The sequence below is a fragment of the Herbiconiux sp. FW305-C-125 genome, assembly GCF_058783455.1.
Genome location: NZ_JBYSYO010000008.1, coordinates 16,691 through 41,712 on the forward strand (window position 1 = coordinate 16,691; position 25,022 = coordinate 41,712).

Consider the following 25,022-nt stretch of genomic DNA (forward strand, 5'->3'; position numbering starts at 1 on the left):
TCGCGCTTGCACGTACCATTGCACAACCACCATTCAAGGAGCAGTAACCCCGCATGAGCACCTCATTCCCTCCCGGCTTCCTCTTTGGCTCGGCCACGGCCGCCGCACAGATCGAAGGCGCCGCGTTCGAAGACGGCAAGGAGGCCTCGATCTGGGACACCTTCGCCCGCGTGCCCAACGCCGTGCTGAACGGCGACACCCTCGACGTGGCGGTGGACCACTACCACCGGATGCCCGCCGACGTCGCTCTCATGAAGGAGCTGGGTCTGCAGGCCTACCGGTTCTCGACGAGCTGGGCACGCATCCGGCCCGGTGACCTGCACGTGAACACGGTGGGGCTCGACTTCTACTCGCGGCTGGTGGACGAGCTGCTCGAGGCGGGCATCCTGCCCTGGCTGACGCTCTACCACTGGGACCTGCCGCAGGCGGTCGAGGACAAGGGCGGCTGGGCGAACCGCGACACCGCGTATCGCTTCCGCGACTACGCCGAGATCGTGTACGGCGCGCTCGGCGACCGGGTGCGGCACTGGACCACCTTCAACGAGCCGTTCTGCTCGTCGCTGCTCGGCTACGCGGCCGGCGTGCACGCCCCCGGGCGGCAGGAGCCCGCGGCCGCGATCGCCGCGGTGCACCACCAGCACCTCGCGCACGGGCTCGCGGTGCAGCGCCTGCGCGACCTCGGGGCGCAGAACCTCGGCATCACGCTGAACCTCACAAACTCCATCCCGCTCGACCCGAACGACCCGGTCGACGTCGAAGCGGCACGCCGCTTCGACGGGCTGCAGAACACGATCTTCCTCGACCCGATCGTGCGCGGCGAATACCCCGCCGACGTGCGCCGCGACCTGGCCGCCTACGGCCTCGACGAGGTGACCGAGACCGGTCTGGTGCGCCCCGGCGACCTCGAGATCATCGCGCAGCCGCTCGAGTTCCTCGGGGTGAACCACTATCACGACGACGTGGTGAGCGGGCATCCGCTCGACGGGGCCGACGACCCGCACCTCGTCGACACCGGCCGACCGCTCAGCTCGCCGTTCGTCGGCTCGGAGTACATCACCTTCCCGCTGCGCGGGCTGCCGCGCACGGCCATGGGCTGGGAGGTCAACCCGGCGGGTCTGCACACCCTGCTGGTGCGCCTCGGCCGCGAGTACCCCGAGCTGCCGCCGCTCTACGTCACCGAGAACGGTGCCGCCTACGACGACGTGGTCGCGCCCGACGGCGCGGTGCACGACGAACTTCGCACCAAGTACGTGCTCGACCACATCCAGGCGGTGTCGGATGCGATCGCCGACGGAGCGGATGTGCGCGGGTACTTCGTGTGGTCGCTGCTCGACAACTTCGAGTGGGCCTGGGGGTACGGCAAGCGCTTCGGTATCGTGCGGGTCGACTACGACACTCTCGTGCGCACGCCGAAGGACTCGGCGCTGGCGTACGCCGAGGTCATCCGTCGTGCCGAGGGCGCGGCGGAGGCGGAGGACGCCTCGGCGGCCGCGCTCGACAGCGCAGCGCCGGTATCCTAGGCGGCAGCACACTGCTCGAGCGCTGGAGGTCTGCATGACGATCGACACCAGCGCGTCGCGCGCGCCGACCCTCGAGATGGTGGCCGCGGAGGCGGGAGTCTCGCGCGCCACCGTCTCGCGCGTGGTGAACGGGTCGCCGAAGGTCACCGCCGAGGTCACGGCCATCGTGAACGACGCGATCGCGCGCCTCAACTACGTGCCGAACCGGGTCGCCCGTTCGCTCGCCAGCCGGCGCACCGACGTGATCGCGCTGATCGTACCGGAGTCGACCTCGACGGTGTTCGCCGACCCGTTCTTCGCGCCGGTGGTTCGGGGCGTGGCCCGAGCCCTCTCCGACACGGATTACACGCTCAACCTGCTCATCGCATCCGAGCTCCGGCCGCAGAAGACCAGGCGGTACCTGCTCGGCGGCAACGTCGACGGGGCGCTCGTGGTCTCGCACCACGCCGAGGACCACTCGTACGTCGGCCTCGGCTCGCAACTGCCGATCGTGTTCGGTGGGCGGCCGATCAACCCGGAGACCTTCGACAGCTACTTCGTCGACGTCGACAACGTGCAGAGCGCGCGCACCGCCACGGAGCACCTGGTGGGTCTCGGGCGCCGGCACATCGCCACCATCGCGGGGCGGCAGGACATGCCGGCCGGCATCGACCGGCTCACCGGCTGGCGGGAGTCGATCGAGGCCGCGGGCGGTGACACCTCCCTCGTGGAGATCGGCGACTTCTCGCAGGACTCGGGCGCGTCGGCGATGAGCCGGCTGCTCGACCGCGGTGTGCCTCTCGACGGCGTGTTCGTGGCCAACGACCAGATGGCGGCGGGTGCCATCCAGCTGCTGCACGCCCGCGGGCTGTCGGTGCCGGGCGACGTGGCAGTGGTGGGCTACGACGACGACACCTTCGCGTCGACCCTCACCCCGCCGCTCACCACCATCAACCAGCCCTCGGCCGACCTCGGCGCCACCATGGCCGAGCTCCTTGTGCGCCTGATCGCGGGCGAGGAGGTGCCGCGCCGCACCGTCATCCCCACCCACCTGGTGCGCCGCGAGTCGGCCTGACGGGCGGGGCCTGGCATCCGCTCTGCTATTCCTCGAGATTCCGGATGAAGACGGCGAAGCCCGGGATGGTGAACTCGAGGCTGCCGCGAGTGGCCGGCTGGATGAATCCCTTGTCGATGAGGCGGGCGCGTGGAACTCCGAGGCTCTCGGCCGTCGTCCCCATCGTGTCGGCGATGTCGGCGCGTTTGACCGGACCGTCGCCGAGGCTGGCCATCGCGGCCATCAGCTGGCGTTCCTGGGCCGTTGCATTCGCCCATCGGCCCCGGAACAGTGCTTCGAGATCGGCTTGCATGGTCACCCGGCCGGCGCGTACGTGATCGGCGTTGATCGTCGATCCGGGTCCGGGCCTTCCCGCAGCGATCCACGAGGCGTCGGCGATGAGTTGCAGCGTGTAGGGGTAGCCAGAGGCGATGCTCACCGCTTCGGCCAGGGCCACATCGTCCCACGCGACACCGAGGCGGGCGGACGGTTCGATGATCGCGATCTCTTCCGCCTCGGTCGAAAGCAGTTGTAAAGGCCGGAAAGCAAGCCGCTCGGAAAAGGTGACGGCAGCAGCGACGACGTCCGGGGTGTTCGGCAGGCCGGCAGCGAAAACGGCCGCCGGCACATCGATGCCCTCGGCCTGCAGATGCTGCCACGTGTACGCGAGTGTTCGCAGGCCGGAGGCATCAGCCGCCTGGATCTCGTCAATGAGGATGACCAGGGCGGCGCTCTCTCCGTCGGCCGTGACCGCGCGGATGACATCTTCGAATTCGCGGGCCCCGGCAGGGGTCGCCGCATCGTCGGCGCCTCTCGGACGGAGGGTCGCGTCCACCCGAGCCACCCCGGGGACACCGACGCTGAGCGTGAGAGTCTGGAGGGAGGATCGGATGCGTGATCGAGCTTCGGAACGCCACGTCGTCGTGGCACGGCCGAGCGCATCCGCGATCTGGGAGATCAGTCCGGCGGGCTCGCCGGCGGTGACCCAGATCGTGAGAGCGCCCCTGCTCTCGGCGCGGAGCTGGTACTGACGCAGAAGAGACGTCTTGCCGTAACCGCGGGGGCCATGATCGACACGGATTCGTCCAACGAGACGGCGAAGGTCGACGAGATACGACAACCGCTCGTCGAACTCACCGAGCTGGGATGCCCGACCCGGAACCTCTCGGGCCAGCTCCCCTGGCGTATACGGACTCGGTTGCATGAGCGGCTACCTCTTACTGTTTGTTACTGAATCGGAGAACTGTAACAGACAGTAAGAGGATGACGACGCGCTGCAAGCAGATGCATCCTCCCCGAACTTCGTCATATTGTCGTACAATCGACACAACGGACCGATGGAGGTTGGCGTGACGTATTCGACGATGGTGCCGAGCGGCGTGACGACGGCTGCTGATTCCATGACCCATCTCCCCACGGGCGAGTCGATCTACGAGATCGTCGACCCCCGGTTCCTCGAGTGCATCGACCAGGTGGCACAGCTGGAGCGATTGCACGGCGGGCTGCGCTGGGCCGAGGGGCCGGTGTACTTCGCCGACCAGCACGCGCTGCTGTTCAGCGACATCCCGAACCGGCGCATCCTGCGGTACGACGAGCACTCGGGCGTGGTGACGACGTTCCGCACCGGCTCGCACAACGCCAACGGCAACACCCGCGACCTCCAGGGCCGCCTCATCACCTGCGAGCAGGGCGCGGGCCGCGTCACCCGCACCGAGCCCGACGGCAGCGTGACGGTGCTGGCCGACTCGTTCGAGGGGCGGCGGCTGAACGCCCCCAACGACGTGGTGGTGAAGTCGGATGGCACGATCTGGTTCTCCGACCCGTCGTACGGCCGCGAGACCAGCTTCGTCGGGGTGCCTCGGCCGCGCGAGCTCGACGTCGACGGCGTGTACCGGTTCGACCCGGCATCGGGCGCACTCGCGCTGGTCGCAGCCGACTTCAGCAAACCGAACGGCCTGGCGTTCTCGCCCGACGAGACGAAGCTCTACATCGTCGACTCCGGCTTCCTGCCCGACCCGGAGGGGCCGCGGCACGTGCGGGAGTTCGACGTCGGGCCGGACAATGCGCTGAGCGGCGGCGACGTGCTGGTGGAGATCCAGCCGGGCATCCCCGACGGCCTCCGCATCGACGACGCCGGCCGGCTCTGGATCGGTGCCGGCGACGGCGTGCACTGCGTCGCTCCCGACGGCACGTTGCTCGGCAAGATCCGGGTGCCCGAGGCATCCGCCAACCTCGCCTTCGGCGGCCCCGAGCGCAACCGCCTCTACATCACCGCCACGACCTCGCTCTACGCGGTCTTCGTCAACGTGCGCGGCGTGCAGCGCCCCTGACCGCGGCGGCCGTGGCTCCTCCCCGGCGAGCGCATACTGGATGAGGGGCGAAGCCCACCCGGAACGTTCGCCGCGCGCACGAAGGAGACCCCCCGATGCCCGAGATCGACACCCGGTTCGGCACGATCCACTACGAGGAGTTCGGAGACCGGCAGCTACCTCCGCTGGTGCTCGTGCACGGCCTGATGGGTGACGGGTCGACGGTCGCCCTCCTCGCCCAAGGTCTCAGCGCGGCCTTTCACGTGATCGCTCCGGATGCGCTCGGGCACGGCGAATCCGCCCGACCGGAGGGCTTCACCCTCCAGGACCAGGGCGCGATGCTGGGCGAACTCATCACCGGGCTCGGTTACGCTTCGGCGAACCTGGTCGGCATCTCGATGGGCTCCTACCTCGCAGCGCAGGCCGCCATCCTGGCCCCCGACCGGATCGCCGGACTCGTTCTCGTCGTCAGCAAGGCTCACGGCCAGACCTCCTCGGTGGCCGCCTACGCGGCGCGGCGCGGCGTCGACCTCAGCACCCTCAGCCCGGAGGAGACCATGGCGGTCATGGCGGATGCGGTCTGGTCGCCGCACACCCCGCCGGAGCGACGCGAGAACCTCCTCACGGCCACGACGGTGCGCACGCCGCTGAACCCCGAGGAGCAGGCCGCGGTCGAGCGATCCCTCGCGAATTTCGACCTGCGCCCCGGCCTGCCGTCGATCACCGCCCCGACCCTCGTGATCTCCGGCGCGTCGGACGGGCTGAACCCGCCCGAGGCCGGCCGCGAGGTCGCCGACGGCATCCCGGGTGCCCGGTTCGTGGTCTACGAGAACTCCGGGCACATGCTCCCGTACGAGGAGCAGGACAGGCTCGTCGAAGACATCACGGCGTTCCTCACGGCCTGAATGGACGGGGCCGATCGCGTGCCTGCGCGAGGATGCCCTGCACGATCGCGGTCGTCGCCCACTTCGTCCGCTCCTCCGGCGTGCCGGACGTGAACACCGCCGACCCCGCCCGATGCAGTGACGGATGCCGATCGGCCGACGCCGCGTCCAGCGTCTCGGTGAGGTCGGCGAGGTCCTGACCGGCCGGCGTCGCGTGCGCCGCCCACTCGGCCGCGGATGCCGTGGCGTGCTGGAGCAGGAGGTCGATGCCGCGCGCCGCGGTCTCCGTGTCGACACCCGCCGCATCCAGCAGTCGCATCAGCAGCTCGAGCAGATCGAGGTAGTGCGGGCCGTCGGGCCAGGTGGTGAGTGCCGCCGCGGCGAGCCCGGGCTGACTCGCGAGCAGCGCCGCGTAGTCGTCGACCACCCGCTGCAGCCGCTCCCGCCACTCCTCGCGACCGTCCCACGAGAGATCGAGTTCGGAGAGGTACCGGTCGATGAGCAGCGCGTTCAGCTCCGTGGTGTTGCGCACATAGACGTAGAGCGACGCCGGCCCGGTGTCGAGCTCGGTCGCGAGCCGGCGCATGGTCAGCGCCGCGGCGCCGTCCTGTCGCACGATCGCGACCGCGGCGTCGAGGATGGCCGCCCGCGAGAGCGGGGGCTTCGCGGGCCGATCGCGCCGGCTGATCGGTTCAGGTCGTGCCATGTGTTCAGCGTAGCGCTTGATCGTGACGAACATGTTCGTTACGATGCTGTTCGTACCACGGCGAGCGCCGGATGCACGCCCGCCACCGCGCCGAAGGGACCCCCATGACCAGCACACTGCCGACAGCCACACCCCCCGCCCTCTCCGCCAGGGGCGTGTGGTTGACGCTCATCGTCGTGCTCCTCGCCGACGCGATGGACCTGATCGACTCGACCATCACGAACATCGCGGCACCGTCGATCGTCGCCGACCTCGGAGCCGACGAGAGCGTGATCAAGTGGCTGGGCGCCGCCTACGCCCTCGCCCTGGGCTCGCTCCTCGTGCTCGGCGGCCGGATCGGCGACAAGTTCGGCCAGCGCGGCACCTTCATCGCCGGGATGGCCGGCTTCGTCGCCGCCTCTGTCGTCGCCGGCCTGTCGCTCTCGCCCGAGATGCTGATCGGCGCCCGCGTCGCCCAGGGCGTCTTCGGGGCCTTCCTCATCCCGCAGGGCATGGCCATCATGACCGCGACCTTCCCGAAGCCCGCCCTGCAGAAGGCGTTCAGCGTGTTCGCACCCATGCTCGGTGTCTTCGCCGTGGCCGGCCCCATCCTCGGCGGGCTGCTCATCGACGCGAACCTGTTCGGGCTCGAGTGGCGCCCCGTGTTCCTCATCAACCTCGTGCTCGGCGGGGTCGCCCTCGTCATGGCGGTGAAGTTCCTGCCCCGCGTGGCGCCGCGGCCGGCCACCCGCATCGACGTGCTCGGCAGCGTGCTGCTCATCGTGGCCCTCTTCGGCGTGCTCTTCGGGCTCATCCAGGGCTCGAGCGACGGCTGGGGGCCCTTGGCCATCACCGCCGTCGTCGGCGGCGCCGTCGTCTTCGCCGGCCTCGTCTGGCGGCAGGCGCGCACACCCGATCCGCTCCTCCCCCGCACCCTGCTGGCGAACCGCGGGTTCACCGCCGGCCTCGTGGTCGGGCTACTCGTGTTCGCCGGCTTCAGCGGGCTGATGTACGTGATCTCGCTCTTCCTGCAGCTCGGGCTCGGCTACTCGCCCACCCAGACGTCGCTCAGCCTCATCCCGCTCACCCTCGGCATCATGGGCGGCTCCGGCATCGCCGCCGCCCTCATCGTGAAGCTCGCCCGCCGTCTGGTCGTGCTCGGACTCGGCGCCATCCTGGCCGGCGTCGCGCTCATGCTCGTGTTCGTCACCACCACCGACGCCGACCTGACCTGGTGGCAGCTCGCCATCGCCACCCTCTTCATGGGTCTGGGTGCGGGCGTCTGCTTCAGCTCCATCTTCAACACCGCCCTCGGCGACGTCGATGCGCACGAAGCGGGCTCGGCCAGTGGATCGCTGAGCGCGGTTCAGCAGGTCGCCAACGGCATCGGATCGGCTCTCGTCACGAGCATCTTCCTGACCCTCCTGCCCACCGGCGACGTGGCCGCGGTGACCGTCACGCTCGTCGTGCTGCTGGCGGTCCTCGTCGCCTGCCTCCTCGTCGTGCCGCTCCTGCCCCGCACGGCGGTCGCCGAGGTGGAGTGACCCCGCGCCCGATCCGACCCCGCTCACCCGACCCGAAGGAGACGCCGATGACCGGCCACCCACTCACCCAGGCGGATGCCGAAAGCGCAGCCGACCGCATCCTCACCGCCTATAAAGAGGCCTGGGACGCCGGCGACGCCGACGCGTTCGGCGCCCTGTTCACCGCTGACGCGACCTACGTCATCTTCCTCGGCGACGCGCTCGTCGGCCGCGCAGCGATCACCGAGAACCACCGCGACGTGTTCACGACGTGGCAGGCCGGCACGAAGCTGCGCGTCGAGCCGATCGCCGTGCAACCACTCGGCAGCGACGCGGTGAGCGTGCTGACCGCGGGCGGCATCGACACGAACCCGGATGCGATCGTGCTCGACAAGCTCCAGACGTTCACCCTGGTGCAGACGGCGGAGGGATGGCGGATCGCCGCCTTCCACAACACCTCGATGAGCCGGCGGCGTTGACCCGGGCACGACCCGCACCCCGCACCCCGCACCCCGCGGTCAGCGGCGCGCGATGGGGTTGCGCGAGAGCGCCAGCACCACCACGATGAGCAGGCCCTGGATGATGAACTGCCACCCACCGCTCAGCCGCGTGATGTTCGCGAGCGTCGTGAGCAACGTCAGCAGCACCGCGCCCGCCCACAGGCCTGAGACGATGCCGCGACCACCGGCGATCAGCGATCCGCCGAGCACGACCACCGCGATCGACGCCAGCTGGTAGCTCGATCCGAGGCCGAGTGAGGGGCCGCCGCTGTACGCCGCGAGCAACACACCGGCGAGGCCCGCCATCCCGCCCGAGAGCACGTAGGCGGAGGCCCGGATGAGGGCCGGCCGCGCGTTCGCGAAGCTCGCCGCCACCGGCTTCTGCCCCACGGCCTCGACGCGGCGGCCGTAGCTCGTGCGCTTCAGCACGATGAACGCCACCACCGCGATCGCGACGCCCACGACACCGAAGACCGGGATCGGCCCGATCTGCGCCGTGGTGAACGACGACAGGGCGGGGCTCGCGACGCCGACGACGCTGCCCGAGTACACCAGCGTGATGGTCTGCAGGCCGAAGCCGACGGCGAGCGTTCCGACGAGCGGCGGCATGCCGACGAATTCGATCAGCACGGCGCTCACCGCTCCGGCCACGAGCCCCGCGACCACCGCGACCAGGATGCCCGCGGCGATGTTCACATCCTCACCGGCCATGATCTGGCAGGCGAGGAAGGCACTGAGCGTCATGACGTACGACACCGAGAGGTCGATGCCGCCGTTGCCGACGGTGATGACGAACAGCTGCCCGATGCCCACGATCACGAGGAAGGTGGCGATGATGATGCCGGCGCTGATCGTCTCGACCAACCCGCGGCCGGCGATGATGCCGATGGCGAGCCAGATGGCGATCATGCCGATGAAGGCCGGGGTGGCCGGATGCCGCAGCACCGTCAGTACCGTCGAGCCGAGCGAGGGGCGCGGCGCCCGCGCCTCCGGGGGCGTCTTCTCGGTGCGCGTTTCGAGTCGGGTCACAGCGTCCTCCGCACTTTCCGGATCCAGTTGACGAGGGCGCGCAGCACCAGCACGAGCACCAGCACCAAGCCCTGAGCGGCGGCCTGGAAGCTCGAGGACACGCCGATGAACTGCAGCAGCGAGCCCAGCAGCCCCACCACGAGGCCACCGGCGACCGCGCCGACCACCGACACCTCGCCGCCGCGGAAGCTGCCACCGCCCACGATCACGCCGGCGATGCTCAGCAGCACGTAGCTCTGCGCGATGTAGGGGTCGCCACCGCCGGTCTGCCCGCTGAGGTACAGCCCCGACAGCAGCCCGAAGATGGCGGCGAGCACGTAGAGGCTCACCTTGGCGCGGATGACCGACCAGCCGGCCCGGCGCACCCCCTCGGCGTTCGAGCCGGAGCCGCGGAGCACCGCACCGTACTTGCTGCGGTGGAGGAACAGCGCCACCACCACGGTCACCACCGTCAGCACGATGATGACCCCGGGCACGACGGCCGGGTTGAACCGCACGAACGACACGACACCCGGGGGCACCACGCCGCCCGGAGTGGGCAGGATGAGGATGGCGACACCGAGCCAGACGAACGACATGCCGAGGGTCACCACGATCGAGGGCAGTCCGCGCACCGCGATGAGCACGCCCATCGCACCGTAGGCGACCACCATCCCCGCCAGGAACAGGATGCCCGCGACGGGACTGTCGGGCAGGATGACCGCGATCACCACGTTGGCGAGCCCGATGAACGAGCCGATGCCGAGGTCGATGTCGCCCGCGGCGATGATGAACATCTGCGCCAGCACGGCGAAGATGAGCGGGATGAGCGGTGCGAGCACCAGGTTGATCCCGGTCGGCGACGCCACGAGCGGGCGCAGTGACACCATGATGCCGAAGATGACGAGCGCCGCGACGCTCGGCAGGAACCAGGGCCCGAACACGCCGCCGAGGCGGTCGCGCAGCGTCTGGCCGAGCGCCGGCGACGAACCGGGGCCACCGGTGGGAGCGGATGGAGCGGTGGTCATCGCACGGCCTCCTCGACATCGATCGGGTCGGCGTCCTGGCCGCCGAACGAGAGGGCGATCACCGCATCCTCCGTGGCCTCCGCACCGGTGAGAGTGGCGACGATCGTGCCCACCCGGAACACGAAGACGCGGTCGCAGTTGCGCAGCTCCTCGTTCTCGGTGGAGTACCAGACGACGGTCTGGCCCTCGGCCGCCTGCTGCCGCAGCAGGTCGTAGACCTCGCTCTTCGTGGCCTGGTCGACGCCGCGGGTGGGGTCTTCGAGCAGCAGCAGATCCGATCCCGCCGCCATCGCGCGGGCCATCAGCGCCTTCTGCTGCGTGCCGCCGGAGAGGCTCGTGATGCCGTCGGTCGGGCGACCCTTGATGCCGAGCCGGGAGTACCACTGGTTCACCAGGCTCCGCTCGGCGCTCGGCCTGATGAGCCCGGCGGTGGTCACCTTGCCGAGGCTCGTGAAGCTGATGTTCGACGCGACGTCCCAGAGCGGGAAGATGCCGCGCACCCCCCGGTCGCCGCTGACGTAGGCGGCGTCGCCCACCACCGACACCACGTGGTGCGTGGTGCGCTTGGGCGCCCGGCGCCCGCCCGGCCGGCGAGCGGATGCCCGGTACACCGCCTCGAGCGCGAGCAGTTGCCCGTGCCCTTCGAGACCGGCGAAGCCGATGATCTCGCCCTGGCGGATCTCGAACACCTCGGTGCCGCCGGTACCCGCCTCCTGTTCCAGCCGCACGACGACGTCACCCGAGCCGGTGCGCGCCGCCGCGGAAATCACCGCGCCCCCATCCGCCGTCGCCGTCTCCGGGGCGACCCGCGCACTCTCGTGCGCCGCCAGGCCCATCGCCGTGACGATCGAGTCCTTGGTGGCGGTGGCGGCGGGCTGCTCGCTGAGCACCCGCCCGTCGCGCATGACGTAGATGCGGGAGAGGTGGTCGATCATCTCCTGCAACCGGTGCGTGGTGATGATGACCGAGACCCCGTCTGCGGCGCGCTTCTCGAGGTAGGCGTAGAAGCTCGCGGTCGAGGACGCATCCAGCGACGACGTCGGCTCGTCGAGGATGACCAGTTGCGCCGGAGTGGTGCTGTCGATGAAGGTGCTCGCGCACTCGATCATCTGCCGGCGGGCGATCGAGAGCTCGTGGATCTTCGCGTCGGGGCGGATGCCGTGGCCCGGGAACATCTCGTCGAGCACGGCCCGCAGATTGCGCCAGGCCGTGCGCCGCCAGGAGATGCCTCGCGCCGAGTGGTCGAAGATCGCCGCGGTCTCGTCGACCCGGAGACTCGCACAGAGCGAGAGCTCCTGGTAGACGGTGCGCACCCCGAGCTTCTCGGGATGCGCCACCGCTTCGGTGGCCGGGCGCTCGACGCCCCCGATCGTCACCGTGCCGGAGTCGCCCGCGATGGTGCCGTTCACGACCTTGAGGATCGTGCTCTTGCCGGCGCCGTTGTGGCCCGCGATTCCGATGAGTTCGCCCCGCCTGGCGGTGAACGACGCGTCGTCCACCGCCAGGGTCGAGCCGAATCTCTTCGACACCCCTTGAACGATCAGGGTGTCGGGTGCTGACTGCTCTGGCATGCTGCCTTCTTCTCCGCCTCGGGTGGGTGGTGCTGCTCTCAGTTGCTCGGCGGCAGCGGCTCGTCCTGCAGCACCGGGTCGCCGTCGATGGCGGCCTTCACGTAGGACTGGGCCTGCTCGAGCGTGGTCGGGTTCTCGGCGATCTCGGTGTACTCGAGGGCGTTGGCCCAGGCGTCGCGGTTCTCCTCGGGAATGATGAGCAGCGGCGCGTAGACCGTCTTGTCGGGCAGGCTCGACGCGTCGTTCTGGTTGTTGATGAGCATCCAGGACAGCCACAGGGCGGTCGAGGAGATGCTCGGCTGCGACGAGATCGACATGGTCTTGTAGTCGGGGTTCTGCTGCGCGACCTTCACCCAGCCCTCGAGGCCCTGGCCCGAGTTGCCCTGGATGACGAGCGGCACCGGGTTGGTGCCGGCCTGGAGGAACGCGTCCAGCGTTCCGCCGCCGTCGTTCCCCTCGGTGAGCACACCGTCGATCTTCGGCAGCGACGGGAGGATCTTTGCCACCTCCTGCTGCGCAGTCGACTCGGTGAACTCGCCGTAGACCTCGCCGACGATCTTCATGTCGGGGTAGTTCTTCAGCACCTCGGTGGCGCCACGGTAGATGTCCTCGTCGACCGTGATGCCCGCGATGCCGCGCACGAAGAGGATGTTGCCCTTGCCGCCCAGCTGGTCGGCCATGAACTGGGCCTCGACCTTGCCGTAGGTCTCGTAGTCGAAGGCGACCTTGTAGGCGCAGTCGGCGGTGGCCAGCGAGTCGAAGACGACGACGGTGACTCCGGCGTCGCACGCCTCCTGGATGGCGCCGTTCAGGGCGGTCGGCGACGCGGCGTCGATGATGATCGCGTCGTAGCCCTCGAGCACCAGCGACTGGATCTGCTGCGCCTGCTGGGGCGCGGAGCCGTCGGAGTTCACGACCTTGAAGTCGCTGATCTTGTCGGGGTTGTCCTTCGCGGTCGCCTCGAAGCTCGCCTCCATCTGCTTGCGCCAGATGTTGCCGTTGAAGTAGTTGCTGAGGGCGATCTTGATCGGCTTGTCGCCGCCGCCGTCACCCGCGGAGTCGGTGGAACCCGCGTCGGAGCCGGAGCCGGAGCCGGCACAGCCGGTGAGAACCGCGGCGGAGGCCACGATCAGCGCGCCGACGGCGAGCTGACGGCGGAACCGCGATCGGAATGAGTTGATCATCGTTCGTTTCTCCTCGTTGAGAACGGGCAGCTATTGTAGGATTGTCGTACAACTGACGGGACCACCGTATACGCGACCCTCGAGCGGGCGCAACTCCCGTTGCCGAGTCGTGATCATGACGCACCGCCGTCGATGACCAGCGCGTGCCCCGTCACGAACGAGGATGCGTCGGTCGCGAGGTAGAGGAACGCCTCGGCGATCTCGTCCGCCCGGCCCTGTCGCTGAAGCGGCACCCCGGCCCGCACCGCCGCATCCTGAGCGGCGCGACCGCCCATGTGCGACACGATCGGATCGTTGAACGGCGTGTCGACCCAACCGGGTGCGACGCAGTTGACGCGGATGCCCTCCGGCCCGAGTTCGGCCGCCAGCGTGCGCGTGAACGCGATGATGGCGCCCTTCGACGCGGAGTACCCGGCGAGACCGGCCGGCGCCTTGAACCCGCCGACCGACGCCATGTTGACGATGGCCGGGGAGACGCCGTCGCGGAGGTAGGGCACCCCGTACTTCGCGGCGAGGAAGCACGAGCGGGCGTTGACCGACATGTGCAGATCCCAGTCCGACTCGGCCATCTCGGTGATCGGCGACGACCGTTGCACGCCCGCGTTGTTGGCGATGACGTCGATGCCGCCCAGCTGTTCGGCCGCCTCGCGGAAGAGGTTCTGCATCGCCTCGCCGTCGGAGACGTCGGTCGGCACGAACCAGGCATTGCCGCCACTCTCCCGGATTCTCGCGGCAGTTTCGCCCGCACGCGGGTCGATGTCGCCGATCACGACGCTCGCGCCCTCGGCCGCGAAGAGCTCCGCCGTGGCGGCTCCGATGTTGGCCGCGGCGCCGGTCAGCACGACGCGACGGCCCGCCATCCGGCCGCTCATCGGGCCCACCCCTCGAACAGGTCGACGGCCGCCCGGGCGATCGCCAGGTCTTCTTCGACCGACCCGCCGCTCGCACCCACCGCCCCCGCGACCTCGCCGTCGACCATGAGCGGGAAGCCGCCGCCGAAGGTGATGAGGCCGCGCTCCGACCCGTGGGCGAGACCGGCGAACGGGCCACCGGGCCCGGCCGCCTCGGCAAGATCGCCCGACGGCTGACGGAGCGACGCCGCGGTGTAGGCCTTGGCCGTGGCCACTTCGCCGGTGAGCACTGGCGCTCGGTCCTGGCGCCCGAAGGCGACGAGCTCGCGGGTGGCGTCGAGGATGGCGACACTCGCCGGCACGCCGATCTCGACCGCCCGGTCGAGTGCCGCGTCGAGCAGCAGCCGCGCTTCTTCGTAGCTGAGTACCCGCGCGGTGCGCGCCGCGGGTGAGGGGGTGGAGGTCATCGCCGTCCTTTCTCGTCGGCCACGGCGAGCAGCTTCAGAGAGGCGACCCTGCCGTTGACCTGTTACGGTCTTTCGTCATACGATCGTACAAGAGTCGTCCGAAGGCAGCCAGCCCCCTGACGCACTCGACGCACGATTCATCCGCCGAACGAAGGTGTTCATCCGATGCTCTCCCCCTCCGCTGATCCCGGCAACGACGATCGCGCCGATGTCGTCATCGTCGGAGCAGGCCCGGCCGGCGCCGTGGCGGCACGGCGCTTCGCCGAGGCGGGCTACCGGGTGGTCTGCATCGAGCAGGGCGACTGGCCCGACTACTCACAGTCGCACGTCGCCGACGAGTTCCTCGAGCTCAGCGCGGGCAAGCAGTGGAACCCGCAGCCGGCGGTGCGCCGTTCGTTCAGCGACTACCCCATCGACACGGCGCGGTCCGACGTCGAGCCCCTGCTCTGGAACGGAGTGGGCGGCAGCGCGGTCATGTACGCGGGCATCTGGATGCGCCTCATGCCCTCCGACTTCCGTGTGCGGTCGCTCGACGGCGTCGCCGACGACTGGCCGCTGAGCTACGAAGACCTCGCCTCCTATTACGAGCGCATCGAGCGCGACTTCGGCGTCTCGGGGTATCCCGGCGATCCGGCGTTCCCCGACATCGAGGCCTACCCCATGAAGCCCGCCCCGATCGGTGCCGGCGGCCGCATGATGGCCGAGGCGCACAACCGGCTGGGCTGGCACTGGTGGCCCGGCAGCAACGCGATCGCCACCGAGGACTACCGCAACCAGGGTGCCTGCGTGCAGCGCGGAGCCTGCATGTGGGGCTGCATCAACAAGGCGAAGGCCTCACCCGACGTGACGCACTGGCCAGACCTGCTGAAGCAGGGCGTGCGGCTGATCACCCGGGCCACCGCGCAGGAGATCGAGACGGATGCGCGGGGCCTCGCCACCGCGGTCGTCTACGTCGACGACGACGGAGTCACACACCGGCAGGAGGGCGACCTCGTCGTGCTCGCGGCCAACGGCCTCGGCACGCCGCGGCTGCTCCAGCTCTCCACCAGCGCGCGATTCCCGAACGGGCTCGCGAACGGCTCGGGGCTCGTCGGGAAGCGGCTCATGATGCATCCGTTCGCCACCGTCGTCGGCGTCTTCGACGAGCAGCTCGACCCGTGGAAGAGCGTCTGGGGTCAGCCCATCTACTCGCTCGAGTTCTACGAGACGGTGAAGAGCCGCGGCTTCGTGCGCGGCGCGAAGTGGAACGTCACCCCCACCGGCGGCCCCCAGGCCATGTCGGCGGCCTTCCCGTGGGGCGGCTCGGCCATCTGGGGCGACCGGTTCCACGAGACGGTGCGGGAGCGGCTCGGCCACTCGCTGGCCTGGGGAATCGTGGCCGAAGACCTGCCCGAGGAGCACAACCGGGTGGAGCTCGACGAGACCACGCGCGACCGCAGCGGACTGCCCGGGGTGCGCATGATCTACGAGACCTCGAAGAACACCAAAGACCTGCTCGCCTTCAACGTCGAGCGGGCGACCGAGTCGCTGCGCGAGGCCGGGGCGACGGAGACCATCGTGGCGCCCATGATCCGGGAGACCGGCTGGCACATCCTCGGCACGGCCACGATGGGCGACGACCCGGCAGCGTCGGTCGTCGACGGCTGGGGTCGCGCGCACGAGGTGCCGAACCTCATCATCGTCGACGGCAGCACCTGGCCGACCTCCTCCGGCATGAACCCGACGCCCACCATCGCGGCGTTCGCCCTGCGCGCCGCCGAGCACGCCGTGGCCGAGCGCCGCAGCCAGGCGGTGGCGCGATGACCGGCCTCGCCCCCACCGGACCCGGCCTCACCGCCGACGAGCGCGCGAAGCTCGCTGCCGTCGGCGACCTCCTGATCACGCGGTCGGGCGGGATGCCCAGCGCCTCCGACGCCCGCGTGCAGGAGGAGTACATCGACCAGGTCGTGTCGGTGCGCCCCGATCTGCTCGACGCCGTCCGCTCGGGCCTGACCGAGATCGCGGAGCCACTGCCCGCGAGCTTCGACGAGCTCGAGGCCCGCCGTCTCCCCGGCCTCCGGGCTCTGGCCGACGCGGTGACGGCCGCCTACTTCTTGAACCCCGACGTGGCCCAGCTGGTCGGGTACCGCAAGCGCTCGGTCATCCCGATCCGCTTCGACGACGACCTCGAAGGGCTGGTGGCGCCGGTGAGCGCCCGCGGCCCGATCTACCGACCCACCCCCTGAAAGGACGACGCGTGGCTTTCGATCATCGCGACGGCGGACCAGCCGAGAACCCCTACGCCCCCGAGATGGGCCGCACCTTCGTCGATCTCGACGAGACCGGCGAGCTCACGGTGCTCGACCCGGCGCGCGCCGAGACACTGGGCGCCTGGGTCGCACGGCTCATCCCCGGAAACGACGTGTGGCCCTCGGCGGCCGAGCTCGACACGGTCGCCTACATCGACGCCGTCGTGCGCAAGGCGCCGACGCTGCGCCCGGTGCTCCTCGCGGGTGTCGACGCCGCGGATGCGTCCGCGCGCGCCGCCCACGGCTCGCCGTTCACCGCCCTGCAGCCCGAGCAGCAGGTCGCGGTGCTCCGCGAGATCGAGTCGAGCGGGCATCCTGGCGCCTTCTCGATGGTGCTCGAACTGAGCTACGAGGCGTACTACCGGGCGCCGAGGGTGCAGGAGATCGTGCGCGAGCGCACCGGCTTCGACGTGCGCAACACGGTGGTCGGCAAGCCCATGAAGCCCTTCCCCGTCGAGCGGCTCGAGACCATCAGCACCCGACCCGACCACTTCCGGAGCGTGACCGCATGACCGATTCGATCGATACGGCCGAGGTGCTCGTGATCGGCGCGGGTGCTGCCGGCGCCGCCGTGGTGTGGAGCCTCGCCCGCCGGGGTGTCGACGTGCTCTGCCTCGAGCAGGGCGACTGGGTGCCGCAGGCCGAGATCCCCAAGAACCACGCCGACTGGGAGGTGCGCGGGCGCCACTACTGGAACCCGAGTCCCGGCAAGCGCCGCGGCGCGGCCGACTACCCGGTGACCAACCGCGGCGAGAACCCGGTCGACGTCTACATGTACTCAGCCGTCGGTGGCAGCGCCATCGGCTACGGCGCGCACTTCTGGCGCTTCGAACCCTCCGACTTCAAGGCGAAGACGATCGACGACTTCGGCGTCGACTGGCCCATCGACTACGACGACCTCGTGCCCTACTACGAGGAGAACGAGCGGATGATGGGCATGTCCGGCGTCGGCGGAGACCCGGTGCAGCCGGGCCGGCCAGCGGTGCCGCTGCCGCCCATCCCGATCGGCCGGCAGGGCGAACGCTGGATCGACGGCTTCGACCAGCTCGGCTGGTACTGGTGGGCGCAGAGCCAGGCGCTGCTCTCCGAGGACTACAAGGGCCGGCCGGCCTGCGTGAACCGCGGCTTCTGCGCCTTCGGCTGCCCGAGCGGCGCCCTCGCGCTGCCCTCGAACACCTACTGGCCCGAGGCGCTGGCCGCCGGCGCCCGGCTGCGCACGAACGCGCGGGTGCGTGAGGTGACGGTCGACGAGAACGGCGAGGCCACGGGGGCGCTCTACTACGACGAGAACGGACGGCTGCGGGAAGCCCGCGCGAAGATCGTGGTGATCTGCGGCAACGGGGTCGGCACACCGCGGCTCCTCTTGATGTCGAAGTCGGCGCAGTTCCCGAACGGCCTCGCCAACTCGAGCGGTCAGGTCGGCAAGAACTTCATGCCGCACGTGCAGACGATGGTGATCGGGCACTTCCCGGAGCCCACCGACGCCGACCACGGGGCCTGGGGCGGCACCGTGTCGTCGCGGCACTTCTACGAGACCGACCCCGGGAACGACTACGTGCGCGGCTTCACCATGGTGGCCATGCGCGGATACTCGCCGCTGAACACCGCGCTCGCCACCGCGCCCTGGGGTGAGGGTCACCACCAGGCCCTCGAGCACCACCTCAACCACGAGGCCACGATCTGGGTGTGCGGCGACGACGCACCCGAGGAGCACAACCGCATCGAGCTCGACGAGGAGAACCTGGACGAGTTCGGGCTGCCCGGCGTCGTCACCTATTACACGCTGAGCGAGAACTCGAAGCGACTGGGTGCCGACGGCGTGCGCCGAGCGACCGAGCTGGCCCACGCCGCCGGAGCGGACTCGGTGCGCACCACCGGGTTCGACTCCATCCTCGGCTGGCACCTGCTCGGCACCGCGCGCATGGGCGACGACCCGGCGAACTCGGTGGTCGACGCCGACAACCGGGCCCACGACGTGCCGAACCTCTACATCGTCGACGGCTCGAGCTTCGCCACCGGCGGCGCCGTGAACCCGACGCACACCATCCAGGCGCTCGCGCTGCGCGCGGCCGACCGGATCGGGGAGGCGCTCCGTGGCTGAGGGTGAGGGCGCTGAGGGTGAGGGGCCTGAGGGGCAGAGCGCGGTGTGGCAGGTCACCATCGTGCGCCTCGGCACGCGCAGCACCTCGCGCAGCGACGTCTACCTCAACTACCCGCTCTACCACGAGGCCGATGGGCCGATCGACATGGACTACTTCTTCTGGGTGCTCCGCAACGAGGAGCAGACCATCCTCGTCGACACGAGCTTCTCCCGGTACGGCGGCGAGTCGCGTGGCCGCACGGTGCTGCTGGAGCCGGCGGATGCGTTCCGCCGCGCGGGCGTCGAACCCGGGAGCACCCCGACCATCATCGTGACCCACGGGCACTACGACCACATCGGCAACCTCGCCCTGTTTCCCGAGTCGCCGCTCGTGCTGAGCCGGGCGGAGTACGAGTTCTGGACCGGACCGCACGCCGACAAGCCGCTGTTCGCCCACTCGGTCGAAGCCGACGAGCTCGACCACCTGCGGGCTGCGGTGGCGGACGGGCGGGTGCGCTTCGTCGCCGGGGAGACGACGGTGGCGCCGGGCATCCGGGTCGTCGAGGTCGGCGGTCACACACCCGGCCAGTGCGTCGTGTTCGTCGAGACGACGGAGGGCACCGTGCTGCTCGCCTCGGACGCCGTGCACTACTACGAGGAGTACGAGCGCGACATCCTCTTCACCTCGGTGAGCGATCTGGTGGAGATGTACGACAGCTTCGCGCTCATCCGCGACTGGGAAGCGAGCGGTGCCGTCGCGCACGTCGTCTCGGGCCACGACCCGTCGACGCTCGGGCGGTTCACGCCAGCGACGGGCGAACTGGCCGGCATGGCGGCGACCATCGGGAGCGACCCGGGGTCGGCTGCCGGAGAAGAAGGAGTGAATCGGTGACCAGCAAGAGATTCGACGGCGCGATCGCCGTCGTCACCGGAGCCGGCAACGGCCTCGGCCGCGCGTCGGCCGAGCGGCTGTCGGCGGAGGGGGCGTCGGTCGTGGTGGTCGACGTCAACGGCGAGTCGGCGGAGCGCGTCTCCGGCGCTCTCGCCGGCCCGTCGATCGCGGTGCAGGCCGACATCTCCACCGAGGAGGGCGTGCAGCGCTACATCGATGCGGCGGCCGCCGAGTTCGGCCGCATCGATCTGCACCACCTCAACGCCGGCATCTTCGGCAGCTTCGCGGCACTGCCCGACCTCTCGGTCGACGACTTCGAGCGGGTGATGGCGGTGAACGTGCGCGGTCAGTTCCTCGGGCTGCGGGCGGCGTTCCGCCGTTTCCGCGAACAGGGCGGCACCGGCTCGATCGTCGTCACCGCCTCGATCGCGAGCCTCACGGGGAGCGCCGACCTCCTGCCGTACGTCACGTCGAAGCACGCGGTGGCCGGCCTCATCCACGGCGCCGCGATGTACGGCGGACCGCTCGGCATCCGGGTGAACGGCGTTGCGCCCGGCATCGTGCCCACCGACCTGTTCGCGGCCGCCGCCACCACTTCTGGCGGCAAGAACGACATGGAGCAGCGCGCTTCAACCACGCCCCTGCGCCGCGCCGGCACCGCCGAGGAGATCGCGGCCGTCGCCGCGTTCCTGCTCTCGGACGACGCCGCCTACCTGACCGGACAGATCGTGTCGGCCGACGGCGGCGCCACGATCGTCAACACCGTGCGGCCCTCCGGCGGCGCCGGTGCCTGGAACACCGACCGCGTCGACGAGGCGCTGTACGGCGCGAACTGGAAGGACAGCGCACGATGACGGATGCCACGATCGGGTTCATCGGACTCGGCAACATGGGTGGGCGGATGACCCGCTGCATCACCGGCGCAGGCCGGGAAGTGATCGGCTTCGACGCGCACACTCCCAACATCGAGGCGGCCGGGGCGACTCCGGTCGGCTCCGCCGCGGAGGTGACCGACCGCGCCGACATCGTCTTCCTCTCCCTGCCCGACAGCCGCGTCGTGGAAGCGGTCGTGCTGGGCGAAAACGGCGTGCTGGCGCACGCACGCGACGGGCTGATCGTCGTGGATCTCAGCACCGCGAATCCGGACTCCACCCGGCGCATCACGGCCGCCCTCGCCGAGAAGGGCGCCCGCTACCTCGACGCCGGCATCTCGGGCGGGGCGGCGGCCGCCGAGAAGGGCACGCTCACCCTGATGGTGGGCGGCGACGAGGCGGCGCTCGAGACCGTGCGACCCGCCATGGAGTACTTCGCTTCGAACATCGTCTTCATGGGCGAGTCCGGCGCCGGGCACACCACCAAGCTGCTCAACAATTTCTTGAACGCCGTGGCCCTGTCGGCCACCGCCGAGGTGATGGTGGCGGGCCGGCGAGCAGGGCTCGACATGGATGCGCTGCTCGGCGTGCTCAACACCAGCTCGGGCGTGAACTTCGCCACCCTCAACCGCTTCCCGAAGATCGTGCACGGCGACTACCTCAAGGGCGGCCTGTCGAACGCGCTGATGATGAAGGACGTACTGCTGTACACCGAGCTCATCTCGGGTCTCGGAGTGGCCGGGCTGCACGCATCCGGGCCGCTCGCGAGCTTCGGGGCGGCGCTCGCCACAGGCCGCCAGAGCGAGATCAGCAACACCGTGGTCGACGTGCTGGGCGACCTCTCAGGCGGGGTGCGCCTGTACGACGAGACCGAGACAGGGAGCGACTCATGAGACTCATCCGCGCCGCCGAGCGGGCCGGAACGGCCGGCAAGACCGGATCGCAGTTCACCGGGCAGGTGTTCAACTTCCTCACCATGCCCGCGACCGACGGGATCACCATCAACACGGTGACCTTCACGCCCGGCGCCCGCACGTTCTGGCACAGCCACAGCCAGGGTCAGATCCTCGAGGTGCTGGCCGGGCAGGGCCTGGTGCAGTCCGAGGGCGGCCCTGCCGTGACCATCGGCGCCGGCGACACCGTCTGGGTGCCCGCGGGTGAACGGCACTGGCACGGCGCCGCGCCAGACTCCTTCATGACCCACACCGCGATCTCCCTCGGCCCCACCGACTGGAACGAGGAGGTCGCCGACAGCGACTACGACCCCCGCCTCAACGAAACGGACGAACGATGAACGAATCAACCCACGCCGAGACCTACGAGGCCGGGCTCGCCATGCGGCGCCAGGTGCTGGGGGCCGAGCACGTCGACCGGAGCCTCGGCAAGGTGACGGAGTTCTCCCGCCCGATCCAGGAGCTCGTCACCGAGTACTGCTGGGGCGAGGTGTGGACGCGCGAGGGGCTGCCGCCGCGCACCCGGAGCCTGCTCAACATCGTGATGCTCACGGCGCTGAACCGCTCGCACGAGCTCGGCGTGCACGTGCGCGGCGCGATCACGAACGGCGTGACCGAGGCCGAGATCCAGGAGGCACTGCTGCAGACCGCGATCTACGTGGGTGTGCCGGCCGCGCTGGAGTCGTTCCGGGTGGCCGAGAACGTGCTGGTGGAGCTGCGCGGGGCGGCGAACGATGGCTGAGTGGCCGGTCGTCGCCTTCGTCGGGCTCGGCAACATGGGCTTCCCGATGGTGTCGCGTCTGGTGTCGGCCGGGTTCGACGTGCACGGCTACGACGTCTCGCCCGACGCCATCGAGCGGCTCGTCGCCGTCGGCGCGCACGGCAGCGAATCGGCGGCCGAGGCCGCGAAGGGTGCCGCCATCGTGGTGCTGATGCTGCCCAACTCGGCGATCGTGCAGTCGGTGGTCGACACACTGATCGCCGCCGATGCGGTGGCAGGGCGGGTCATCGTCGACATGAGCTCCTCCGAGCCGCTCGCGACCCGTGCGCTCGCGGAGACACTGGCCGAGCACGGCGCCACGCTCGTCGATGCGCCGGTCTCCGGCGGCGTGGGCGGAGCGGTGGCCGGCACCCTCACCATCATGGTCGGCGGCGACGACGAGGGGTACGAGCGTGCCGTGCCGGTGCTGCGCGAGCTCGGCAAACCGGTGCGCACCGGACCGGTCGGTTCGGGCCACGCCGTCAAGGCGCTCAACAACCTGCTCTCGGCCACGCACCTCTGGGCCACCTCCGAGGCGATGGAGGCCGGAGTGGCCTTCGGCCTCGACCCCGAGGTGATGCTCACCGTGTTCAACGGCTCGAGCGGGCGCAGTGGCTCGACCGAGGCGAAGTGGCCGAAGTTCGTGCTCCCCGGCAGCTACGACTCCGGCTTCGGGCTCGCCCTCATGCTCAAAGACATGAAGATCGCGGTCGGCCTCGCCGAATCGACGGAAGCCCCGCACGAACTCGGCTCGCGCGCCGTCGATCTCTGGGCCGAAGCCGCCACGAAGCTGCCTGCCACGGCCGACCACACCGAAGTGGCAAGATGGGTGGCGGCCACCGGGTCCCGGGCGCGCCCCCGTTCCGCGGCACCGCGCCCGGTCGAGGGGAGCTGATTCTCATACCTGATCGCCGAGAGCACTGGGGGTGGGCCGCCGGCCCGCTGGGGATTCGAGGAGGCACATCGTGACGACGCCCAACTCGCTGTCCGGGTCGTGGGACGCCGTGCCCCTCGGCCGGGTCGCCGCGCCGCTGCGCGAGCAGGTCACCGACTCCATCCGGCAGGCGATCATGGACTTCTCGCTGCAACCTGGGCAACGCCTGGTCGAGCGCGAGCTGATGGAGCGCCTCGGCGTCTCGCGCACCACCATCCGCGAGGCCATCCGCGAGCTCTCGGCCGAGGGCCTCGTGACGGTGGTGCCGCAGAAGGGCGCCATCGTCGCCGCACCCTCCCTCGAAGATGCGATCGACCTCTACGAAGTGCGCGCGTCGCTCGAGTCGCTCGTGGTGCAGCGCTTCGTCGAGCGCGCCACCGACGAGCAGGTCGAGCGGCTCACCGGCGCGGTCGACTACCTCGAGTCGGTCACCACCGCCACCACCGCGGTGCGCGACGTGCTTCGGGCCAAGGACAGGTTCTACGTGGTGCTCATCGAGGGTGCCCGCAGCGCGGCGCTGCAGCAACTGCTGGAGAGCATCCAGGCGCGGGTGCAGGTGCTGCGCGCCACCTCGCTGTCGGAGTCCGGCCGGCCGCTCGAAGTGGTGCGGGAGCTCCGGGCTATCGTCGACGCGGTGCGGCGGCGGGATGCGCACGCGGCGTCGGCGCTGTGCGCGCTGCACATCCGTGCCGCGTCGGTGACGGCGCTCGCGCACCTGCGCGCGGAGGCCTAGGGGGCGTCTGGCGGCCGGGCTGCGGCGCTCGGGCTACCGGAACTCGGCGTCAGGCAGGCGGCGGCGGATGACGTCCACCGCATCCGGGCTCTGGTCGATCAGCACGTAGTTGCGCCCGAGCGCGGCTGCCACCGCGCCGGTGGTGCCGCTCCCCGCGAAGAAGTCGAGCACCCAGTCGCCTTCGCGGCTGGACGCCTGAACGATACGGCGCAGGATGCCCTCGGGCTTCTGCGTCGGATACCCGGTCTTCTCGCGGCCCGTCGGCGACACGATCGTGTGCCACCAGACATCCGTCGGCAGCTTGCCGGCCGCCGCCTTCTCCGGGGTCACGAGCCCGGGCGCCATGTACGGCTCGCGGTCGACGGTCGCCGAGTCGAAGTAGTACCCGCTCGGGCTCTTCACGTAGACGAGGATGGTGTCGTGCTTCGTGGGCCAGCGCTTGGTCGACTTGGCCCCGTAGTCGTAGGCCCAGATGATCTCGTTGAGGAAGCTCTCGCGGCCGAAGAGGGCGTCGAGCAGCACCTTCGCGTAGTGCGCCTCGCGGTAGTCGAGGTGGAGGTAGAGAGTGCCGTCGTCGGCGAGCAGCCGCCAGGCCTCGACGATGCGTGGCTCGAGGAACTCCCAGTAGTCGTCGAAGCGGTCGTCGTAGCTCAGCAGGTCGCCTTTGATGCGGTCGTAGGCCTGGCCCTTGAAGCCGGTGATGCGACCGGGGGTGCGGGGTGCATCCGGGTCGGCCGCCGCAGCCGTCGCCCGGGTCGCGGTCGACGAGCGGCGCACCTGCTGCCGCCCGGTGTTGAACGGCGGGTCGAGGTAGATGACGGTGAAGGATGCGTCGGCGAACGCGGGCAGAACCGTCAGATTGTCGGCGTGGTAGACGAGACCTTCGCCCCGGGCCGCCGCGTCGAAGGCGGCGAGGGGTGAATCGGCGACGGGCACCCTGCAATTGT

The 25,022-nt window shown here is 70.1% G+C and carries 26 protein-coding genes; 17 read left to right on the top strand and 9 right to left on the bottom strand.

Annotated elements, in window-relative coordinates; all coding sequences use genetic code 11:
• Positions 1-53 precede the first annotated feature (53 nt).
• Positions 54-1,520 carry a glycoside hydrolase family 1 protein gene (locus AC3WLB_RS17690; RefSeq protein ID WP_492508229.1) on the top strand — a complete coding sequence of 489 codons (1,467 nt, stop codon included), beginning with the start codon at positions 54-56 and terminating at the stop codon, positions 1,518-1,520.
• Positions 1,521-1,554: 34 nt separating this feature from the next.
• Entirely contained in the window at positions 1,555-2,574 is a 1,020-nt protein-coding gene (locus AC3WLB_RS17695; protein ID WP_492508231.1) for a LacI family DNA-binding transcriptional regulator, read from the top strand.
• 25 nt (positions 2,575-2,599) lie between these two features.
• Here the strand turns inward: AC3WLB_RS17695 and AC3WLB_RS17700 are convergent, their stop codons facing one another.
• A complete protein-coding gene (locus AC3WLB_RS17700; protein ID WP_492508233.1) occupies positions 2,600-3,757 on the bottom strand; it encodes an ATP-binding protein in 1,158 nt (385 codons plus the stop codon).
• A gap of 145 nt (positions 3,758-3,902) precedes the next feature.
• Here AC3WLB_RS17700 and AC3WLB_RS17705 point away from each other — a divergent pair, with 145 nt between their 5' ends.
• Positions 3,903-4,883 (top strand): SMP-30/gluconolactonase/LRE family protein, encoded by a 981-nt coding sequence (locus AC3WLB_RS17705; protein ID WP_492508235.1) that lies wholly within the window; start codon positions 3,903-3,905, stop codon positions 4,881-4,883.
• 95 nt (positions 4,884-4,978) lie between these two features.
• A complete protein-coding gene (locus AC3WLB_RS17710; RefSeq protein WP_492508237.1) occupies positions 4,979-5,767 on the top strand; it encodes an alpha/beta fold hydrolase in 789 nt (262 codons plus the stop codon).
• Here the strand turns inward: AC3WLB_RS17710 and AC3WLB_RS17715 are convergent.
• Positions 5,757-6,452 carry a TetR/AcrR family transcriptional regulator gene (locus AC3WLB_RS17715; protein ID WP_492508239.1) on the bottom strand — a complete coding sequence of 232 codons (696 nt, stop codon included), beginning with the start codon at positions 6,450-6,452 and terminating at the stop codon, positions 5,757-5,759. The genes AC3WLB_RS17710 and AC3WLB_RS17715 overlap by 11 nt on opposite strands.
• A 104-nt stretch (positions 6,453-6,556) precedes the next feature.
• Here AC3WLB_RS17715 and AC3WLB_RS17720 point away from each other — a divergent pair, with 104 nt between their 5' ends.
• Together AC3WLB_RS17720 and AC3WLB_RS17725 are read left to right on the top strand one after the other, a co-directional pair.
• On the top strand, positions 6,557-7,975 hold the full coding sequence (locus AC3WLB_RS17720; RefSeq protein ID WP_492508241.1) for an MFS transporter: 1,419 nt from the start codon (positions 6,557-6,559) through the stop codon (positions 7,973-7,975).
• Between the two features lie 47 nt (positions 7,976-8,022).
• Entirely contained in the window at positions 8,023-8,433 is a 411-nt protein-coding gene (locus tag AC3WLB_RS17725; RefSeq protein ID WP_492508243.1) for an SgcJ/EcaC family oxidoreductase, read from the top strand.
• 39 nt (positions 8,434-8,472) lie between these two features.
• Here the strand turns inward: AC3WLB_RS17725 and AC3WLB_RS17730 are convergent, their stop codons facing one another.
• The 6 genes from AC3WLB_RS17730 to AC3WLB_RS17755 form a co-directional block, all read right to left on the bottom strand.
• Positions 8,473-9,483: an ABC transporter permease gene (locus tag AC3WLB_RS17730; RefSeq protein WP_492508245.1), complete on the bottom strand. Its 1,011-nt coding sequence runs from the start codon at positions 9,481-9,483 to the stop codon at positions 8,473-8,475.
• Positions 9,480-10,490, bottom strand: a complete 1,011-nt coding sequence (locus AC3WLB_RS17735) for an ABC transporter permease (RefSeq protein ID WP_492508247.1) — start codon at positions 10,488-10,490, stop codon at positions 9,480-9,482. Before AC3WLB_RS17735 ends, AC3WLB_RS17730 begins: the two co-directional genes overlap by 4 nt.
• On the bottom strand, positions 10,487-12,061 hold the full coding sequence (locus AC3WLB_RS17740) for an ATP-binding cassette domain-containing protein (protein WP_492508249.1): 1,575 nt from the start codon (positions 12,059-12,061) through the stop codon (positions 10,487-10,489). The genes AC3WLB_RS17735 and AC3WLB_RS17740 overlap by 4 nt, the downstream gene beginning before the upstream one ends.
• A gap of 38 nt (positions 12,062-12,099) precedes the next feature.
• Positions 12,100-13,245: a substrate-binding domain-containing protein gene (locus AC3WLB_RS17745; protein WP_492508251.1), complete on the bottom strand. Its 1,146-nt coding sequence runs from the start codon at positions 13,243-13,245 to the stop codon at positions 12,100-12,102.
• Between the two features lie 113 nt (positions 13,246-13,358).
• Entirely contained in the window at positions 13,359-14,117 is a 759-nt protein-coding gene (locus AC3WLB_RS17750; RefSeq protein WP_492508253.1) for an SDR family NAD(P)-dependent oxidoreductase, read from the bottom strand.
• A complete protein-coding gene (locus tag AC3WLB_RS17755) occupies positions 14,114-14,563 on the bottom strand; it encodes a GlcG/HbpS family heme-binding protein (RefSeq protein ID WP_492508255.1) in 450 nt (149 codons plus the stop codon). Before AC3WLB_RS17755 ends, AC3WLB_RS17750 begins: the two co-directional genes overlap by 4 nt.
• A gap of 165 nt (positions 14,564-14,728) precedes the next feature.
• On the opposite strand from AC3WLB_RS17755, the gene AC3WLB_RS17760 reads away from it, so the two are divergent.
• The 11 genes from AC3WLB_RS17760 (at position 14,729) to AC3WLB_RS17810 (ending at position 24,075) form a co-directional block, all read left to right on the top strand.
• Complete coding sequence (locus tag AC3WLB_RS17760; RefSeq protein WP_492508257.1) at positions 14,729-16,366, top strand: GMC family oxidoreductase; 1,638 nt, start codon at positions 14,729-14,731, stop codon at positions 16,364-16,366.
• The gene (locus tag AC3WLB_RS17765; protein ID WP_492508259.1) at positions 16,363-16,788 is read left to right on the top strand and encodes a hypothetical protein; all 426 of its coding nucleotides are present in this window, start codon (positions 16,363-16,365) and stop codon (positions 16,786-16,788) included. Before AC3WLB_RS17760 ends, AC3WLB_RS17765 begins: the two co-directional genes overlap by 4 nt.
• 11 nt (positions 16,789-16,799) lie before the next feature.
• Positions 16,800-17,363 (top strand): gluconate 2-dehydrogenase subunit 3 family protein, encoded by a 564-nt coding sequence (locus tag AC3WLB_RS17770; RefSeq protein ID WP_492508261.1) that lies wholly within the window; start codon positions 16,800-16,802, stop codon positions 17,361-17,363.
• Positions 17,360-18,952 carry a GMC family oxidoreductase gene (locus AC3WLB_RS17775; RefSeq protein WP_492508263.1) on the top strand — a complete coding sequence of 531 codons (1,593 nt, stop codon included), beginning with the start codon at positions 17,360-17,362 and terminating at the stop codon, positions 18,950-18,952. Before AC3WLB_RS17770 ends, AC3WLB_RS17775 begins: the two co-directional genes overlap by 4 nt.
• A complete protein-coding gene (locus AC3WLB_RS17780; RefSeq protein WP_492508265.1) occupies positions 18,945-19,823 on the top strand; it encodes an N-acyl homoserine lactonase family protein in 879 nt (292 codons plus the stop codon). Before AC3WLB_RS17775 ends, AC3WLB_RS17780 begins: the two co-directional genes overlap by 8 nt.
• Complete coding sequence (locus AC3WLB_RS17785) at positions 19,820-20,677, top strand: SDR family NAD(P)-dependent oxidoreductase (protein WP_492508267.1); 858 nt, start codon at positions 19,820-19,822, stop codon at positions 20,675-20,677. Before AC3WLB_RS17780 ends, AC3WLB_RS17785 begins: the two co-directional genes overlap by 4 nt.
• Entirely contained in the window at positions 20,674-21,588 is a 915-nt protein-coding gene (locus tag AC3WLB_RS17790) for an NAD(P)-dependent oxidoreductase (protein ID WP_492508269.1), read from the top strand. Before AC3WLB_RS17785 ends, AC3WLB_RS17790 begins: the two co-directional genes overlap by 4 nt.
• The gene (locus AC3WLB_RS17795; protein ID WP_492508271.1) at positions 21,585-21,989 is read left to right on the top strand and encodes a cupin domain-containing protein; all 405 of its coding nucleotides are present in this window, start codon (positions 21,585-21,587) and stop codon (positions 21,987-21,989) included. The genes AC3WLB_RS17790 and AC3WLB_RS17795 overlap by 4 nt, the downstream gene beginning before the upstream one ends.
• Positions 21,986-22,390, top strand: a complete 405-nt coding sequence (locus tag AC3WLB_RS17800; RefSeq protein ID WP_492508273.1) for a carboxymuconolactone decarboxylase family protein — start codon at positions 21,986-21,988, stop codon at positions 22,388-22,390. Before AC3WLB_RS17795 ends, AC3WLB_RS17800 begins: the two co-directional genes overlap by 4 nt.
• Positions 22,383-23,303, top strand: a complete 921-nt coding sequence (locus AC3WLB_RS17805) for an NAD(P)-dependent oxidoreductase (protein ID WP_492508275.1) — start codon at positions 22,383-22,385, stop codon at positions 23,301-23,303. The genes AC3WLB_RS17800 and AC3WLB_RS17805 overlap by 8 nt, the downstream gene beginning before the upstream one ends.
• Positions 23,304-23,373: 70 nt before the next feature.
• Positions 23,374-24,075 (top strand): GntR family transcriptional regulator, encoded by a 702-nt coding sequence (locus AC3WLB_RS17810; RefSeq protein ID WP_022898480.1) that lies wholly within the window; start codon positions 23,374-23,376, stop codon positions 24,073-24,075.
• Between the two features lie 33 nt (positions 24,076-24,108).
• Here the strand turns inward: AC3WLB_RS17810 and AC3WLB_RS17815 are convergent, their stop codons facing one another.
• A complete protein-coding gene (locus tag AC3WLB_RS17815) occupies positions 24,109-25,011 on the bottom strand; it encodes a DNA-methyltransferase (protein ID WP_492508277.1) in 903 nt (300 codons plus the stop codon).
• Between the last annotated feature and the right edge of the window lie 11 nt (positions 25,012-25,022).

Coding starts and splice junctions, on each gene's coding strand:
- AC3WLB_RS17690 (WP_492508229.1), top strand. CDS start 54: ATGAGCACCTCATTCCCTCCCGGCTTCCTCTTTGGCTCGGCCACGGCC.
- AC3WLB_RS17695 (WP_492508231.1), top strand. CDS start 1,555: ATGACGATCGACACCAGCGCGTCGCGCGCGCCGACCCTCGAGATGGTG.
- AC3WLB_RS17700 (WP_492508233.1), bottom strand. CDS start 3,757: ATGCAACCGAGTCCGTATACGCCAGGGGAGCTGGCCCGAGAGGTTCCG.
- AC3WLB_RS17710 (WP_492508237.1), top strand. CDS start 4,979: ATGCCCGAGATCGACACCCGGTTCGGCACGATCCACTACGAGGAGTTC.
- AC3WLB_RS17715 (WP_492508239.1), bottom strand. CDS start 6,452: ATGGCACGACCTGAACCGATCAGCCGGCGCGATCGGCCCGCGAAGCCC.
- AC3WLB_RS17720 (WP_492508241.1), top strand. CDS start 6,557: ATGACCAGCACACTGCCGACAGCCACACCCCCCGCCCTCTCCGCCAGG.
- AC3WLB_RS17725 (WP_492508243.1), top strand. CDS start 8,023: ATGACCGGCCACCCACTCACCCAGGCGGATGCCGAAAGCGCAGCCGAC.
- AC3WLB_RS17735 (WP_492508247.1), bottom strand. CDS start 10,490: ATGACCACCGCTCCATCCGCTCCCACCGGTGGCCCCGGTTCGTCGCCG.
- AC3WLB_RS17740 (WP_492508249.1), bottom strand. CDS start 12,061: ATGCCAGAGCAGTCAGCACCCGACACCCTGATCGTTCAAGGGGTGTCG.
- AC3WLB_RS17745 (WP_492508251.1), bottom strand. CDS start 13,245: ATGATCAACTCATTCCGATCGCGGTTCCGCCGTCAGCTCGCCGTCGGC.
- AC3WLB_RS17750 (WP_492508253.1), bottom strand. CDS start 14,117: ATGAGCGGCCGGATGGCGGGCCGTCGCGTCGTGCTGACCGGCGCCGCG.
- AC3WLB_RS17755 (WP_492508255.1), bottom strand. CDS start 14,563: ATGACCTCCACCCCCTCACCCGCGGCGCGCACCGCGCGGGTACTCAGC.
- AC3WLB_RS17760 (WP_492508257.1), top strand. CDS start 14,729: ATGCTCTCCCCCTCCGCTGATCCCGGCAACGACGATCGCGCCGATGTC.
- AC3WLB_RS17765 (WP_492508259.1), top strand. CDS start 16,363: ATGACCGGCCTCGCCCCCACCGGACCCGGCCTCACCGCCGACGAGCGC.
- AC3WLB_RS17775 (WP_492508263.1), top strand. CDS start 17,360: ATGACCGATTCGATCGATACGGCCGAGGTGCTCGTGATCGGCGCGGGT.
- AC3WLB_RS17790 (WP_492508269.1), top strand. CDS start 20,674: ATGACGGATGCCACGATCGGGTTCATCGGACTCGGCAACATGGGTGGG.
- AC3WLB_RS17795 (WP_492508271.1), top strand. CDS start 21,585: ATGAGACTCATCCGCGCCGCCGAGCGGGCCGGAACGGCCGGCAAGACC.
- AC3WLB_RS17800 (WP_492508273.1), top strand. CDS start 21,986: ATGAACGAATCAACCCACGCCGAGACCTACGAGGCCGGGCTCGCCATG.
- AC3WLB_RS17805 (WP_492508275.1), top strand. CDS start 22,383: ATGGCTGAGTGGCCGGTCGTCGCCTTCGTCGGGCTCGGCAACATGGGC.